The organism is Streptomyces sp. NPDC002206, assembly GCF_053593595.1.
In genome coordinates, this window is sequence record NZ_JBSFCW010000006.1 from 124,864 (window position 1) to 140,004 (window position 15,141).

12 protein-coding genes and 1 tRNA gene are annotated in these 15,141 nt (G+C 66.0%); 2 read left to right on the forward strand and 11 right to left on the reverse strand.

Annotated elements, in window-relative coordinates; translation table 11 throughout:
* Positions 1-34 precede the first annotated feature (34 nt).
* Complete coding sequence (locus ACWCP8_RS14525) at positions 35-1,834, reverse strand: bifunctional metallophosphatase/5'-nucleotidase (RefSeq protein ID WP_451116188.1); 1,800 nt, start codon at positions 1,832-1,834, stop codon at positions 35-37.
* A 373-nt stretch (positions 1,835-2,207) separates the two neighbouring features.
* On the opposite strand from ACWCP8_RS14525, the gene pyk reads away from it, so the two are divergent.
* Complete coding sequence (gene pyk / locus ACWCP8_RS14530) at positions 2,208-3,641, forward strand: pyruvate kinase (protein ID WP_352264434.1); 1,434 nt, start codon at positions 2,208-2,210, stop codon at positions 3,639-3,641.
* 8 nt (positions 3,642-3,649) lie between these two features.
* Here the strand turns inward: pyk and ACWCP8_RS14535 are convergent, their stop codons facing one another.
* Both ACWCP8_RS14535 and ACWCP8_RS14540 read right to left on the reverse strand, forming a co-directional pair.
* On the reverse strand, positions 3,650-4,438 hold the full coding sequence (locus tag ACWCP8_RS14535) for a helix-turn-helix domain-containing protein (RefSeq protein WP_352264435.1): 789 nt from the start codon (positions 4,436-4,438) through the stop codon (positions 3,650-3,652).
* Between the two features lie 85 nt (positions 4,439-4,523).
* A tRNA-Leu gene (locus ACWCP8_RS14540) sits at positions 4,524-4,607 on the reverse strand.
* A 101-nt stretch (positions 4,608-4,708) separates the two neighbouring features.
* On the opposite strand from ACWCP8_RS14540, the gene ACWCP8_RS14545 reads away from it, so the two are divergent.
* Entirely contained in the window at positions 4,709-5,368 is a 660-nt protein-coding gene (locus ACWCP8_RS14545) for an ANTAR domain-containing response regulator (protein ID WP_352264437.1), read from the forward strand.
* Between the two features lie 73 nt (positions 5,369-5,441).
* On the opposite strand, the gene ACWCP8_RS14550 is transcribed toward ACWCP8_RS14545, so the two are convergent.
* The 8 genes from ACWCP8_RS14550 to ACWCP8_RS14585 form a co-directional block, all read right to left on the reverse strand.
* Complete coding sequence (locus ACWCP8_RS14550) at positions 5,442-6,158, reverse strand: ABC transporter ATP-binding protein (RefSeq protein WP_267005712.1); 717 nt, start codon at positions 6,156-6,158, stop codon at positions 5,442-5,444.
* The gene (locus ACWCP8_RS14555) at positions 6,155-7,048 is read right to left on the reverse strand and encodes an ABC transporter ATP-binding protein (protein WP_352264730.1); all 894 of its coding nucleotides are present in this window, start codon (positions 7,046-7,048) and stop codon (positions 6,155-6,157) included. The genes ACWCP8_RS14550 and ACWCP8_RS14555 overlap by 4 nt, the downstream gene beginning before the upstream one ends.
* 8 nt (positions 7,049-7,056) lie before the next feature.
* A complete protein-coding gene (locus ACWCP8_RS14560) occupies positions 7,057-8,841 on the reverse strand; it encodes a branched-chain amino acid ABC transporter permease (RefSeq protein ID WP_355993358.1) in 1,785 nt (594 codons plus the stop codon).
* 5 nt (positions 8,842-8,846) lie between these two features.
* Positions 8,847-9,779 (reverse strand): branched-chain amino acid ABC transporter permease, encoded by a 933-nt coding sequence (locus tag ACWCP8_RS14565; RefSeq protein WP_328889563.1) that lies wholly within the window; start codon positions 9,777-9,779, stop codon positions 8,847-8,849.
* 106 nt (positions 9,780-9,885) lie between these two features.
* Positions 9,886-11,109 (reverse strand): branched-chain amino acid ABC transporter substrate-binding protein, encoded by a 1,224-nt coding sequence (locus tag ACWCP8_RS14570; RefSeq protein WP_352264443.1) that lies wholly within the window; start codon positions 11,107-11,109, stop codon positions 9,886-9,888.
* A gap of 505 nt (positions 11,110-11,614) precedes the next feature.
* On the reverse strand, positions 11,615-11,995 hold the full coding sequence (locus ACWCP8_RS14575) for a hypothetical protein (RefSeq protein WP_352264444.1): 381 nt from the start codon (positions 11,993-11,995) through the stop codon (positions 11,615-11,617).
* A 173-nt stretch (positions 11,996-12,168) separates the two neighbouring features.
* Positions 12,169-12,639, reverse strand: coding sequence for a PaaI family thioesterase (locus ACWCP8_RS14580; protein ID WP_267005716.1), 471 nt, complete (start codon positions 12,637-12,639; stop codon positions 12,169-12,171).
* Between the two features lie 108 nt (positions 12,640-12,747).
* Positions 12,748-15,048: an FdhF/YdeP family oxidoreductase gene (locus tag ACWCP8_RS14585; RefSeq protein WP_451116193.1), complete on the reverse strand. Its 2,301-nt coding sequence runs from the start codon at positions 15,046-15,048 to the stop codon at positions 12,748-12,750.
* Between the last annotated feature and the right edge of the window lie 93 nt (positions 15,049-15,141).

Below are 15,141 nucleotides of genomic sequence, written 5' to 3' on the forward strand. Positions count from 1 at the left end.
CCGGAAAGGAGACGGCCGCTCAACCAAAGAACCGCTAGAACACCGGCTTACCGTCCCGCGTCAGCCGCCAGTCCACCGAAGCGAACTGCGAACCGTCCACCGAACCCTTCGCCTGCACCCACGCAATGATCGTGTTGCGGATCTCCTCCGAATTCGCCCACAACTGCTTCGCACCCGGCACATGCGGGAAGTTACCGCCACCGCTCGCCCGATAGTTGTTCACAGCCAGCACGAACTGAGCCGCCGGATCGATCGCCTTGCCCTCGAACGACAGATTCACAATCCGCGAACCATTCGGCTTCGCAATGTCGATGTCATACGCCAGACCCGACACCGCGTCATAGTTGTAGTCCGGCGTGTTGTCCGCATTCGTCAACTTCGCCGTATCCACCGGAACGTCAGCCGCCGTCTGCACGTAATACCGCGCCGAGAACTCCAGGTAGTCCTTGATCTGCGCACCCGTCAACAACCGGGCCTCAAGCGTGTTCTCGAACGGATACAACCCCGCCGCATCCTTGATCGTCACATCGCCGGCAGGAATCTGCGCCGTACGCGAGAAACACGACGCCTGCGACAGCACCGGAAGCGACGCATACTCACCACCAGCCAGAGCAGCCTTCACCGTCTCCGCCTGAACCACATTGATCAGATCAATGATCGGCTCGTCCTTCCACGCCGCCTCCGCCGTCGTCATCGCCATCGTCGACGTACCGATGACCTGGTTGACGTACGCCACGACCTTCTTGTGCTCGTCGGCCAGCAGACCAGTGATCTTCGGGTCCTCAGCCACCGTGTTGGAGTTCAGCACCTTCGAACCCGCACGCTCCACCACCCAGCGGCCCTTCTCCCACACCAGATCGAAGTCGAACAGCGTCAGCCGCTGCCCCCACTTCAACGGCTCTGAGAGCACCACCTTCTTGCCCGTCTCCTTGTTCTCCACGAAGTACTCGGGGATCTCCAGATGCGCATGGCCGACCAGAATCGCATCGATACCCGGCACCTGCTCCGCCACCAGAGCCGCCGCGTTCTCCACATACGGAACCTGATCACCGTACGACGACGTCCCACTGGTCCCCGAGTGCGCCGACACGATCACGACATCCGCGCCCATGGACCGAAGCCGCGGCACAAACTTCGCCGCCTGCTCCTCCAACCCCGGGAACACCATCTTGCCGCTGACATTCGCCTTGTCCCAGATCGCGATCCCCGGATTCGTCAGACCCAGAATCGCCACGTTCACATCCGGACCGTGCGGCGTGCGCATCTGCTTGATCACATACGGAGCGAACGCCGGCCGCAACGTCTTCGCATCCAGCGCGTTCGCACCCAGCAGCGGGAAATCACACTGCTCCTCGAACTTCCGCAGCACCGGAATGCCGTAGTTGAACTCATGGTTGCCCAGCGCCGCCGCGTCGTACCCGATCGCGTTCATCGCCTGCGCCATCGGATGCACCGGACCACGCTTCGCCGTGATCGGATCGATCTTCGCGTAGTAGTACGACAGCTGCGTGCCCTGGATCGTGTCACCCGCATCGATCATCAGGGTGTTGTGCCGGCCCTTCTCCGCACGGACCTGGTCCACCAGCGTCGAGATCTTCGCCAGACCCACATCGTTGTGCGCCTTGTCGTCGAACTCCTTGTCCGTGAAGTAGTCCCAGTTGAAGACATTCCCATGCAGATCGGTCGTGCCCATCACCGTGAACGAATACCGCTTCGGCGGACGCCCATCACCACGACCACGAGCCTCGGCAGGCACAGCCACACCCCCAGCCATCGCCACGCCGGCCCCGGCCGCAGCCGAAGTGCCCAGGAACGTCCTACGGTTCAGCGGCATCTCTACTCCCACAGATCAGATCTCGCAGTACACAACGCGCGTAGATAATGACCCATCAGCCGCACCCGGCAACACCCCTCGCAGGTTTCTATCTGATGACCACACGAGTCACACCCCGATGCGACCGTGGACCCATCGACCCCCACGCCAGCCCCTACGAGCCCCCGCCCTCGACCCCGACCCCCAACGACACACCGTCCACGCCCAGGTGAACGCCCGCATTCACCAAGGCACCCCCAAAACTCTGAACAGAATGCTCATCAGAGCGCCCCCGTGCACAATTCAACACTTGTCAATAACCCTTCACCCAAAGGTTGTTGAGACGACACGCAGGCCCAATTCGCTACCCGTAGGTAAGGTCTAGGCTCAAACCATGCGCCGAGCAAAGATTGTCTGCACCCTGGGCCCAGCCACCGACACATACGAGCAGATCAAGGCACTCGTCGAAGCCGGAATGGACATCGCCCGCTTCAACCTCAGCCACGGCTCCTACGCCGATCACGAACAGCGCTACCGCCACGTGCGCAAAGCCTCCGACGAAACCGGACGCAGCGTCGGCATCCTCGCCGACCTTCAAGGCCCGAAGATCCGCCTCGGCCGCTTCCGCGAAGGCCCCGTACTCCTTGAACGCGGCGACACCTTCACCATCACCGTCGAACCCACCGAAGGCGACCGCAACACCTGCAGCACCACCTACGAAGGCCTCCACACCGACGTCACCACCGGCGAACGCATCCTCGTCGACGACGGCCGCGTCACCCTCGAAGTCACCCACGTCGACGGCCCCCGCGTCCACACCACCGTCATCGAAGGAGGCATGGTCTCCGACAACAAAGGCCTCAACCTCCCCGGCGTCGCCGTCTCCGTCCCCGCACTCTCCGACAAAGACATCGAAGACCTCCGCTGGGCCCTGCGCACCGGCGCCGACATCATCGCCCTCTCCTTCGTACGCAGCGGACAAGACATCGACGACGTCCACCGCATCATGGACGAAGAAGGCCGCCGCCTTCCCGTCATCGCCAAAGTCGAAAAACCCCAGGCCGTCGAGAACATCGACGACATCGTCGCCGCATTCGACGGCATCATGGTCGCCCGCGGCGACCTCGGCGTCGAAATGCCCCTCGAACAAGTCCCGATCGTCCAGAAGCGCGCCATCAAACTCGCCAAGCGCAACGCCAAACCGGTCATCGTCGCCACCCAGATGCTCGACTCGATGATCGACAACTCCCGGCCCACCCGCGCCGAAGCCTCCGACGTCGCCAACGCCGTCATCGACGGCACCGACGCGGTCATGCTCTCCGGCGAGACCAGCGTCGGCAAATACCCCATCGAAACGGTCCGCACGATGTCCCGCATCGTCGAAGCAGCCGAGGAAGACATCCTCGCCAAGGGCCTGCCCCCGCTCACCGACCGCAACAAGCCCCGCACCCAGGGCGGCGCGGTCGCCCGCGCAGCCGCCGAGATGGGCGACTTCCTCGGCGCGAAGTTCCTGGTCGCCTTCACCCAGAGCGGCGACACCGTCAAGCGACTCTCGCGCTACCGCTCACCCATCCCACTGCTGGCCTTCACCCCGGACCCGGCCACCCGCTCCCAGCTGAACCTCACGTGGGGCGTCGAGACCTTCCTCGGCCCGCACGTCGACTCCACGGACGCGATGGTCGCCCAGGTCGACGAGGAACTCCTGCGGATCGGCCGCTGCGAGAAGGGCGACGTCGTGGTCATCACGGCCGGCTCCCCGCCCGGCGTCGCGGGATCGACGAACCTGGTACGCGTGCACCACATCGGCGAGGACGACAGCCCCAAGTAGATCGGTCGTCAGTGCTTCGGCCCGACGTGAGCGTCCATGAGCGCGACGGACGCCCGTCGGGCGACGGAGATGTTGTATTTCTTGCCTGCGCGCGTGCAGTGCTTCCACTCGACGCCCAGCTTGTCGAGGGTGTCGGTGTAGAGCTGCCTGATGTCGTCCGAGACGTTGGTGAACCAATACCTCGGGTACTCGTAGCGCTTCTGCTCGCCACCGACGATGCGGGTGGTCCAGTTGGTGATCCGGCAGCCGTCGGAGTGGATGAGCCCCCGGATGAATGCCCAGGGATTCGCATCGACGATGTTCTGCTGCCAGGGCTCCAGAGCGATGTCGCGTTCGTGCTTCTTCCCGCGCCCGTGCTGTGGGAACAGGCAGAGAAGGTGCTTCGAGTAGACCTTGATGTTGTGGCAGCCCGTCTTACGGACCCGGCAGGTGGCGTTGTGCGGGAACACATCGCGCATCGCGGCCTCGGCCTCGTCCTGAATGCCGGGCCAGGAGTCGTCCAGAGTGATCATGAGGCTGGGCACTCGATGCTGCGAATACTGGCTTACATGGCCGTCCCCCAGGTAGAGGCCCAGAAGGTACGCATAGGCGATTGCGTCGAGATCGACGCCGTCACACCGATGGCACTTCGGGTTGTGTGACCCCGGACACTCGCCCCGCTTGGAGCGATCAACATGGAGCCAGTACGAGACGGTGCCGCGAGGCACATTCAGCTGACGTGCGACGTCCGCGCCCTTTGCGCCGGACCGGAGGAGGTTGAGCGCCTTCTGGCGCACTTCTATGCCGTGAAAGTTCACACCACTACCCTGCGTGACAAGCTGTGGCAGTGAGCAGCAAAAAGCGGATGTTCACGAGAACGTGAACATCCGCTTCGGTACTGAGTGCCCAGTGTGGGATTCGAACCCACATGCCCAAAGGGCACGGCATTTTGAGTGCCGCGAGTCTAACCAGTTCCTCCAACCGGGCAAGTTAAGGGAGCTAGGCAGCAGTGTACCGGTTCCCTGTACGCCCGCGCCGCTAGGTAGGCTCTTGGCAGCAGCACATGCCCGGCCGCAACGAGGAGCCCCGTGACCACGCCCGAGTCGCCCCAGCCCGTCGCCGACGACGACAAGTCGCACGTCCCGCCGCTGACGACCCGCGTCGTCATCGCCGAGGACGAGGCTCTCATCCGCCTCGACCTCAAAGAGATGCTCGAAGAAGAGGGCTACGCGGTCGTCGGCGAGGCCGGAGACGGCGAGAAGGCGGTCGAGCTCGCCCGGGAGCACCGGCCCGACCTCGTGATCCTCGATGTGAAGATGCCGATCCTCGACGGCATCTCCGCCGCCGAGCGCATCGCCGAGGAGTCCATCGCGCCCGTCCTGATGCTCACCGCGTTCTCGCAGCGCGACCTCGTGGAGCGGGCCCGGGACGCCGGGGCGATGGCGTACCTCGTGAAGCCGTTCAGCAAGAGCGACGTGGTGCCGGCCATCGAGATGGCCGTGTCCCGGTTCGCGGAGCTGAAGGCGCTGGAGACCGAGGTCGCGGATCTTGCGCAGCGGCTGGAGACGCGGAAGCTGGTGGATCGGGCGAAGAGCATTCTGCAGACGGATTACGGGCTGTCGGAGCCGGCTGCGTTCCGGTGGATTCAGAAGACGTCGATGGATCGCCGTCTGTCGATGCAGCAGCTCGCCGAGGCGTTGATCGAGGACGCCGAGGAGAAGCGGCGGGCGTCGAAGGACGGCGAGTAGTCGCGTAGGTACGTACGGAAGAGGCCCGCACCCCGGATCGATCGGGGTGCGGGCCTCTTCCGTACGAAGGGGGTCAGTCCTCGCCGAGGTACGCCTTGCGGACGGACTCGTCGTGGAGGAGGTCCGCGCCGGTGCCGGAGAGGACGATGTTGCCGACCTCCATGACGTGACCCTGGTCCGCGAGGGAGAGTGCGGCCTGGGCGTTCTGCTCGACGAGCAGGATCGTGGTGCCCGCTGCCTTGAGTTCGACGATGGTCTCCATGATCTTCTGCATCATGATCGGTGAGAGACCCATGGAGGGCTCGTCGAGCATGAGCAGTTTGGGCTGGGACATGAGTGCGCGTCCCATGGCGAGCATCTGCTGCTCGCCGCCGGAGAGGGTGCCTGCGGCCTGCTTCCTGCGCTCCCCGAGGATGGGGAAGAGGTCGTAGGCGCGCTGGATGTCCTTTTCGATGCCTGCCTTGTCGGAGCGCAGGAATGCTCCGAGTTTGAGGTTTTCGGCGATCGTCAGCCGGGGGAAGATGTGGCGTCCCTCGGGGGAGTGGGCGAGGCCCAGGGAGACGATCTTGTGGGCGGGGATGTTGGTGAGTGGTTTGCCCTCGAAGCGGATCTGGCCGCCGATGGGCTTGAGGAGGCCGGAGAGGGTGCGCAGGGTGGTGGTCTTGCCGGCGCCGTTGGTGCCGATGAGGGTGACGACCTGGCCGGCTTCGACGGTGAAGGAGATGCCTTTGACGGCTTCGATCTTGCCGTAGGCGACCTTGAGGTCTTCGACCTCGAGCAGTGCGGTCACTGGGCGTTTCCTTCCGTGCTGGTGTTGCTCTGTGCTCCGGAGGCTTCGGCGGCCTCGACTTCGGCGACTTCTTCGGCGCCGGGGGCGCCCTCGAAGGGGGTGCCGAGGTAGGCGGCGATGACACGGTCGTCGCCCTGGACGACTTCCGAGGTTCCCTCGACGAGCTTTTCGCCTTGGACGAGGCAGGCGACGCGGTCGCACAGGTTGAAGATGAAGCGCATGTCGTGCTCGATGACGAGGACGGCGATGCCCTGGTCCCGGATGGCGAAGATGAGCTCTTCGGTGACGCGGGTTTCTTGGGGGTTCATGCCGGCGGTGGGCTCGTCGAGGAGGAGGAGTCCGGGGTCGCTGGCGAGGGCGCGGGCGATCTCCAGCTTGCGCTGGTCTCCGTAGGGGAGGTTGCGCGCGAGGTGGTCGGCCTTGTCCTGGAGGCCGGTGAACTCGAGGAGTTCCATGGCGCGTGCGTGGGATGCGGCTTCGGCTTTTTTGAAGCCGGGGCCGCGCAGGAGGGCCGACCAGAGGCCTTCCTTGGTGCGGGTGTGGCGGCCGACGAGGACGTTTTCCAGGACGGTCATGTTGGCGAAGAGCCGGATGTTCTGGAAGGTGCGTGCCACGCCGGCTTTGGTGACCAGGTGTGGTTTGGGCGGGAGTACGGAGCCCTTGTAGCTGACGGTGCCTTCGGTGGGGATGTACAGCCCGGTGAGGCAGTTGAAGAAGGTGGTCTTGCCGGCGCCGTTGGGGCCGATGAGGCCGACGATTTCGCCTGCGTTGACGGTGAAGTCGACGTTGCGTACGGCGGTGAGTCCGCCGAATCGCATGGTGACTCCGGTGGCCTCAAGGACGGGGGTGCCGGGCTTGGGGTCGCCTTCGGTGATGGTGTCGGTGGTCATTTCGGCTGTCACGCCCCCGCCTTGGTGATGCCGGCGCCGGTTTCTTCGGACTGCCGTGGTTCTGGTACGTCGATGGGGTCGGTCTCGTGGTATTCGAGTTGCTGTCGCTTGTTGGCGACGACCCCTTCGGGACGGAAGCGCATCAGGAGGATGAGCGCGAGGCCGAAGAAGAGCAGCTGGTAGTCGTTGAGGAACTGCAGCTTGGTCGGGATGACGTACAGCAGCGTGGCGCCGAGCAGGGGTCCGGTGATGGTTCCCATGCCGCCGAGGATGACGGCGGCGAGGAGGAACGCGGAGCTGGGCGGTACGGGTCCGGCGAAGACGTACATCTCGGGGACGACGGTGTGCTGTACGTGGGCTTGTACGGTGCCGGCGAGGCCGGCGAGGGTGGCGCCGAGTGCGAAGGCGATGAGTTTGACGCGGAAGCCGTTGATGCCCATGGCGGTGGCGGCTGTTTCGTCTTCGCGGATGGCGACCCAGGCGCGGCCGATGCGGGAGTTGCCTGCGCGGGCGAAGATCGTGACGACGAGTGCTGTGCAGAGCAGCATCAGCCAGAAGTAGTTGGCGTAGGAGCCGAGGGTGAAGCCGCCGATGGTGTGTTCTGCGCCGAAGTCGTATCCGAAGAAGTCGAGGTCGGGGATGTTGGGGACGCCGTTGGGGCCGTTGGTGACGCTGGGGCCGGAGGTGCCGTCGAGGTTGCCCATGGTGATTCGGAAGATTTCTCCGAAGCCGAGGGTGACGATGGCGAGGTAGTCGCCGCGCAGTCGCAGGGTGGGGGCGCCGATGAGGACGCCGAAGATCAGCGATGCGGCGGCGCCGGTGAGGGCGGCGGCCCAGAACGGGAAGGTGACGCCGAAGGTTGAGGCGGTCGATCCGGAGACGAGGGCGGCGGTGTAGGCGCCTACGCCGAGGAAGGCGACGTATCCGAGGTCGAGCAGTCCGGCGAGGCCGACGACGACGTTGAGGCCGAGGGCGACGGTCGCGAAGATCAGGATGCTGACGGCGAGGAGGGTGAACTCGTCGGTGTTCTGGGTGAACGGGAAGGCCGCGGCTGCCGCGAAGGCGGCGATGACGGTGACCTTGCGGTGTTCGGTGGTGAGTGCCTTGAGGCGGGCGCTCAGTCCGGAGCGGGAGAGCGTGGCGACGCCGAAGGCAGCGAGGATCAGGAAGCCGACGAATTGTTCGCTTTCGGCCTGGAGTCCGTAGGAGGCGACGAACAGGCCGATGGCGAATGCGGCGGCGATGACGAGGATTTGGGCCCAGGAGGGGAGTGTCTTGGGCCGGGCGAGCTTGGTGCCGCCGATGCCGAATACCGCGGCGAGGGCCTTCTTGAGGCCGCTGCTGGCGGGGTCGGTGTCGCGGTGGAGCGGCAGTCCGAGTGCGGCGAGCAGGGTGATGAGGGAGGCTGCCGCGGCGACGAATCCGCCGGGTTCCAGGTTGGCGATGCCGCCGAGTTCCTGGGCGATGGCGATGACGGTGTACCAGGTGGTGCCGAAGGTGCCGAGTGCGATGAGCAGCAGGGCGTTGTTGCTGCCTGCGGGGTTGAGCCAGCCGAAGCCGCGTACGCCGTGGCCTGCGAGGGCGAAGAGCAGGGTGAGGGCGGCGCCGACGAGGGTGATGACCTGGAGGCCGCCGGGGTAGCCGGTGACGGTGAGGTTGCCGGGGAATTCGTCGGTCCATGTCCAGGCGAGGAAGGTGCTCGCGAGGGTGGCGATGGCTCCGACGGTGGTGGCGATTCGTGCGCCGGCCTCGGGGAGCGGGATGACGGGGGTGGTCTCGTGAGTGTTTGTCATGGGTATCACGCCCTGTCCGCGACACGTTCGCCGAGCAGGCCTTGTGGCCTGACCAGGAGGACGACGATGAGCAGGACGAACGCCCAGACGTTGGCCCAGGCTCCGCCGCCGAGCTTGTCCATCCCGGGGATGTCCTGGATGTACTGGATGGAGAGGGCTTCGGCGAGGCCGAGTACGACGCCGCCGAGCATGGCGCCGTAGATGTTGCCGATGCCGCCGAGGACGGCTGCGGTGAAGGCCTTGAGGCCGGCGATGAAGCCCATCTCGTAGTTGATCTGGCCGTACTTGAGGCCGGAGGAGACCGCTGCGACCGCGGCGAAGGCGGCGCCGATGGCGAAGGCCATCACGATGATGCGGTTGGTGTTGATGCCCATGAGCTGGGCGGTGTCGGGGTCCTGTGCGGTGGCCTGCATGGCGCGGCCGGAGCGGCTCTTGGCGACGAAGACGCCGAGGGCCAGCATGCACAGGGGTGCGGCGACGAGGAGGAAGAGGTCTGCGCGCTGGATCTGCAGGTTGTCGGTGATCTTGAAGGCGTCGCCGGTGAATTCGGGGAAGCTGCGGGCCTTCTTGGCGTCGGGGTAGAAGCCCCAGACGATCTGCTGCAGTGCGATGGAGAGACCGATTGCGGTGATCAGCGGGGCCAGGCGGGGCGCGGTGCGCAGTGGCCGGTAGGCGAATCTTTCGGCGGCGGTGGCGATGGCCACCGAGGCTATGACGCCGCCGATGAGCATGAGCGGGATGGCCATCCACAGGGCTGTTCCGCTGGGGAGCCAGAGGTAGATGGTGAGGGCGCCGAAGCCCCCGATCATGAAGATCTCGCCGTGGGCGAAGTTGATGAGCTGGACGATCCCGTACACCATGGTGTAGCCGATGGCGATAAGGCCATAGAGGGCACCGAGGGTCAGGCCGTTGGCCAGCGTTTGCGGCAGTTCGTGCACCGCAGGCCTCCGATGAGCGTGTCGGATATGACACCGCGCGAGGGCGCTGTTGCGCCCTCGCGCGGTCTGGTTCAAGTAGTGCGGGTCGAGCCGGGTGCTGCGGTGGTCAGTCCTTGAAGGTCTCGCTCTTCACGGACACCCACTCGCCGCCCTTGACCTCGTACACGGTGAGCTGCTTGTTGGTGGTGTCGCCGTACTGGTCGAAGGCGACCTTGCCGGTCACGCCGTCGAAGGAGACCTTGGCCATGGCCGCGGTGATCTTGGCGCGGGCGTCGTCGGGCAGCTTGCCGTCGTTGTCGGCGACGACGGACTTGACGGCCTGGATGATGGACCAGGCGGCGTCGTAGGAGTAGCCGCCGTAGGCCGCGTAGGGGTCCTTGTAGCCGCCTGCGGAGTAGTCGGCGATGAACTTCTTGGCGGTGTCGAGCTGCTCGACCGGGTAGCCGACCGAGGTGGCGAGGTCACCGTCGTTGGCGACGCCGGACGCCGAGATGAAGGCGGGGTCGTAGATGCCGTCGCCACCCATGGCGGGGATCTTTGCTCCGGCCTTCTTGATCTGGTCGGAGAGGAGGCCGCCCTCGGGGTACTGGCCGCCGAAGTAGACGGAGTCGGCGCCGGAGTTCTTGACCTTGTCGGCGGTGCTGGAGAAGTCGGTCTCCTTCACCGTGATGTGGTCGGTGCCGACGACCTTGCCGCCGAGGCGCTCGAACTCCTTGGAGAAGATGGCCGCGAGGCCGGCGCCGTAGGTCTGCTTGTCGTCGACGACATAGACCTTCCGCTTCTTCGCGTCGTTGTAGTAGTACTGCGCGGCGAAGCGGCCCTGGATGACGTCCGTGGTGGCCGTACGGAAGTAGGTGTCGAAGGGGCGCTTGAGGTCGCCGCTGCCCCAGTTGTCGCCCTGGCTGAGCGCCGGGTTGGTGTTGGCCGGCGAGACCTGGGTGAGGTGGGCCTTGGCGAAGTCGCTCTGCATCGACTGCGATACGCCGGAGTTCAGCGGGCCGACGACGCCGAGGACGTCCTTGTTGGCGACGAGCTTCACGGCGTTCTGGTGACCGGTGGCCGGTACGGCCTGGTCGTCCAGCTCCTGGATCTTGAAGGTGACGCCGGGGACTTCTTTGTTCTTGTTCGCCGTCTTGGCGGCGAGGTCCACGGAGTTCTTGATGCCCTGGCCGAGGGCGGAGAGCGAGCCCGTGAGCGGGGCGTCCACGCCGATGATCACGGTGGTGTTCTTGTCGCTGCCCTTGTTGTCGTCGCGCGAACCGCAAGCGGTCAAGGTAAGAGCACCGGTGGTCATCACAGCGGTGAGAATGATCAAGGAACGGTATCGCACGGTGAATCCTTTCCCAGGCGCGGCCCCCTCTGCTGAGGTGCCGTTGCACTCGCCGGGCCGTGCTGGTGCGTGGAAGCGCCGCGATCTCAGTCGCGCCCGGCGGCGCGGTGACTGGCCGTGACTCTAGGCGGAGGTGGAGGGGTAGGGGACCAGGGAACGGAAGGATGTGACTGTCTTGTTATGCCATGGGTGAGTCCGAGGGGGTGATGTGCGGCTTTTCGTAGGGACGCCGATGACCACATGCTGAGAACGCGCAGTTCGGTTAAGGGGCTTGGGGCGATCATGGTGCTGTCACGGGGTGGTGCGCCGGGCGGGTCGGGGCGGGGTCTTCTGCATGCATGAGTTGGGTTGCACCACCTTGATTCCCTATTGCGCCCTTGTTACGGAGTGTTACGTGCGGGAGCAGGGGTTCGGCTTCGGGCGGTGCGGGGGGTGAGTGGTCGGGTTCGCGTCAAGAGGTGGGATGCGGAGGTTGTGGGCTCCCGTGGTGGAGGTCCGGTGTGGCTCAGGTCGGCGGGCGCCAGTTCTCGGAGCTTCCGGTGGCGCCGTGTTGGGCGGTGCACCGCTCGCGCGTCTGACGTTCGATCAGTTTCTGTGCGGCGGCTGTGCCGTGGCGTTTTTGCTCGATTCGGGCGGCTCTGACCACGTTCTCGTGGAGGGCGTACTGCTCGTTGGAGAGACCCTTCTGTTCCCAGTCGATGCCGGACTGTGGACTGCCCTTGAGGGTTTCGAGAGCCCAATAGGTGACCAGGCGGGTGCAGATGTCGGCGGGGGTGCTGGGCTGTGCGGCCGGGGCGCGAGGGGGGTCGGAGCAGCCGGAGAGGGCCGCGGCGGTGAGGAGCGCGGCGAGGGTGAGCGCGGCCGGACGGTGCGACACGTGGCGCATGCAGGCAATTTAGGTCGTCACGGGCAGTCACGCAACAGGTCGCGCACGGCTGGTGGGCCCATGTGCAGGGAGGGTCCGGACGCGCCACTGCCCGGCCGGTGCGCGGGGTGCGTGCCGGCCGGGCAGCGAGGTGGTGGTGCCCTGGTGCGGGTGCCGTCGGTTTGCGTGGTGCGTCAGGCGGCTGCGGGCTTGGGGGCGTCGCGGAGCATGCAGGTGAGGCGTGCGGTGCAGACGCGCTTGTCCTGTTCGTCGGTGATGACGATCTCGTACGTGGCGGTGGAGCGGCCGCGGTGTACGGGGGTGGCGACGCCGGTGACGAGCCCGCTCCGTACCCCTCGGTGATGGGTGCAGTTCAGGTCGACGCCGACGGCGAGCTTGGTGGCGCCGCCGTGGAGCATGCTGCCGACGGAGCCGAGGGTCTCGGCGAGGACGGCGGAGGCGCCGCCGTGCAGGAGTCCGTAGGGCTGGGTGTTGCCTTCGACGGGCATGGTGCCGACGACGCGGTCCGCGGAGGCTTCGACGATCTGGACGCCCATGCGTTCGCCGAGGTGGCCGGCGGAGAAGAGGGCGGGCAGATCGACGCCGAGTGCGGCGTACTCGTCGATGATCTCCTGGGGGAACTTGGGTGCGGTGTGCTCGCCCATGGGGTCCGGCTCCGATCGTCTGCGGTGGTTCATAGCTTTATTGCTGTGTGCATCGTTCTTATCAGACGACTGAGCGAACGCTTAGCGGGATGTGGGTGAGAATTCTCCCTATATGTCCTGTTCTTGGACGCTCCGGCCCTGGATGTTCTCGAAGCGGATGACGACGGACTTGCTGGCGGGGGTGTTGCTGGTGTCGGCGGTGGAGTCGAGGGGGACCAGCACATTGGTCTCGGGGTAGTAGGCGGCGGCGCAGCCGCGGGCGGTGGGGTAGTGGACGATGCGGAAGCCGGGTGCCCGGCGTTCGGTGCCGTCCTTCCATTCGCTGACGAGGTCGGTGTATGCGCCGTCGGCAAGGCCGAGGGTGCGGGCGTCGTCGGGGTTGACCATGACGACGCGGCGGCCGCCCTTGATGCCGCGGTAGCGGTCGTCGAGGCCGTAGATCGTGGTGTTGTACTGGTCGTGGGAGCGCAGGGTCTGCAGCAGCAGCCGGCCTTCGGGGAGTTCGGGGTATTCGACGGGGGCCGCGGTGAAGTTGGCCTTGCCGGTGGCGGTGGGGAAGCGGCGGGAGTCGCGCGGTGGGTGCGGGAGGGTGAAGCCTCCGGGGTGGGCGACGCGGGCGTTGAAGTTCTCGAAGCCGGGGACGACGCGGGAGATGCGGTCGCGGATCGTGGCGTAGTCCTTCTCGAACTCTTCCCAGTTGGTGGCGGATTCGGGGCCGAGGACGGCGCGGGCGAGACGGGCGACGATGGCGGGTTCGGAGAGCAGGTGGGGGCTTGCGGGGGCGAGGTTGCCGCGTGAGGCGTGGACCATGCTCATGGAGTCCTCGACGGTGACGAACTGCTTGCCGCTTGCCTGGATGTCCTTGTCGGTGCGGCCGAGGGTGGGCAGGATCAGGGCGCGGCGGCCGGTGACGGCGTGCGAGCGGTTGAGTTTCGTGGAGACGTGGACGGTGAGGCGGGCTCGGCGCATGGCGGCTTCGGTGACGTGGGTGTCCGGGGTCGCCGCGACGAAGTTGCCGCCCATGGCGAAGAAGATCTTTGCGTCACCGTCGCGCAGGGCCTGGATGGAGCGGACGACGTCGTAGCCGTGGTGGCGCGGTGAGGTGATGCCGAATTCCTTGTCGAGGGCGTCGAGGAATTCGGGTGAGGGGCGTTCGAAGATGCCCATGGTGCGGTCGCCCTGGACGTTGGAGTGGCCGCGGACGGGGCAGACTCCGGCGCCGGGGCGGCCGATGTTGCCGCGCAGCAGAAGGAAGTTGACGACTTCGCGGATGGTGACCACGGAGTGCTTGTGCTGGGTGAGGCCCATGGCCCAGCACACGATGGTGCGCTTCGAGGCGAGGATCATGGTGAGGGCCTGCTCGATGGTGGCGCGGTCGAGGCCGGTGGCGGTGAGGGTCTCGTCCCAGTCGGCGGCGCGGGCGGCGGCCGCGAACTCTTCGTAGCCGTGGGTGTGTTCGGTCACGAATGCGTCGTCGACGGCGCCTTCGGTCTCCAGGATCATTTTGTTGAGGAGCCGGAAGAGGGCCTGGTCGCCGCCGATGCGGATCTGCAGGAACAGGTCGTTGAGTGCGGTGCCCTTGATCATGCCGTGGGGTGTCTGGGGGTTCTTGAACCGTTCCAGCCCGGCTTCGGGCAGCGGGTTCACCGAGATGATCCTGGCGCCTGCGGCTTTGGCCTTCTCCAGGGCGGAGAGCATCCGGGGGTGGTTGGTGCCGGGGTTCTGTCCGGCGACGATGATCAGGTCGGCGTGGTGGAGGTCTTCGAGGGAGACGCTGCCCTTGCCGACGCCGATGGTTTCCATGAGTGCGGAGCCGGAGGACTCGTGGCACATGTTGGAGCAGTCCGGCAGGTTGTTGGTGCCGAATTCGCGGGCGAACAGCTGGAGCAGGAACGCGGCCTCGTTGCTGGTGCGGCCGGAGGTGTAGAAGAGCGCTTCGTCGGGGGAGTCGAGGGCGCGCAGTTCCTCGGCGATGATGTCGAAGGCGTGTTCCCAGGTCACCGCTTCGTACCGGTCGGCGCCTTCGGGCAGGTACATCGGCTGGGTGATGCGGCCCTGCTGGCCGAGCCAGTACCCGCTGCGGCCGGCGAGGTCGGCGACGGGGTGTGCGGCGAAGAAGTCCGGGGTGACGCGGCGCAGGGTGGCTTCTTCGGCGACGGCCTTGGCGCCGTTCTCGCAGAATTCGGCGGTGTGCCGTTTGTCGCCCTCGGGCCAGGCGCAGCCGGGGCAGTCGAAGCCGTCCTTCTGGTTGACCTTGAGGAGGGTCTGGGCAGTGCGGCGGATGCCCATCTGCTGCTGGGCGATGCGCAGGCTGTGGGCGACGGCGGGAATTCCGGCGGCCGAGTGCTGGGCCGGTTCGACGTGTGGTGCGTCCTGGACCGGGTCACCGGTGGGCGGCTTGGTGGCCATTGTGCTCCCCTTTGAGCCAGCTGCGAACCTGCGCGGTGTCGCTGCATGCGTTTCTGTGGTTGTTCCTGTCTTCGATCGTGTCACGCGGCGCGG

Coding starts and splice junctions, on each gene's coding strand:
- ACWCP8_RS14525 (WP_451116188.1), bottom strand. CDS start 1,834: ATGCCGCTGAACCGTAGGACGTTCCTGGGCACTTCGGCTGCGGCCGGG.
- pyk (WP_352264434.1), top strand. CDS start 2,208: ATGCGCCGAGCAAAGATTGTCTGCACCCTGGGCCCAGCCACCGACACA.
- ACWCP8_RS14555 (WP_352264730.1), bottom strand. CDS start 7,048: ATGACCACCGACACCATCACCGAAGGCGACCCCAAGCCCGGCACCCCC.
- ACWCP8_RS14560 (WP_355993358.1), bottom strand. CDS start 8,841: ATGACAAACACTCACGAGACCACCCCCGTCATCCCGCTCCCCGAGGCC.
- ACWCP8_RS14575 (WP_352264444.1), bottom strand. CDS start 11,995: ATGCGCCACGTGTCGCACCGTCCGGCCGCGCTCACCCTCGCCGCGCTC.
- ACWCP8_RS14580 (WP_267005716.1), bottom strand. CDS start 12,639: ATGGGCGAGCACACCGCACCCAAGTTCCCCCAGGAGATCATCGACGAG.
- ACWCP8_RS14585 (WP_451116193.1), bottom strand. CDS start 15,048: ATGGCCACCAAGCCGCCCACCGGTGACCCGGTCCAGGACGCACCACAC.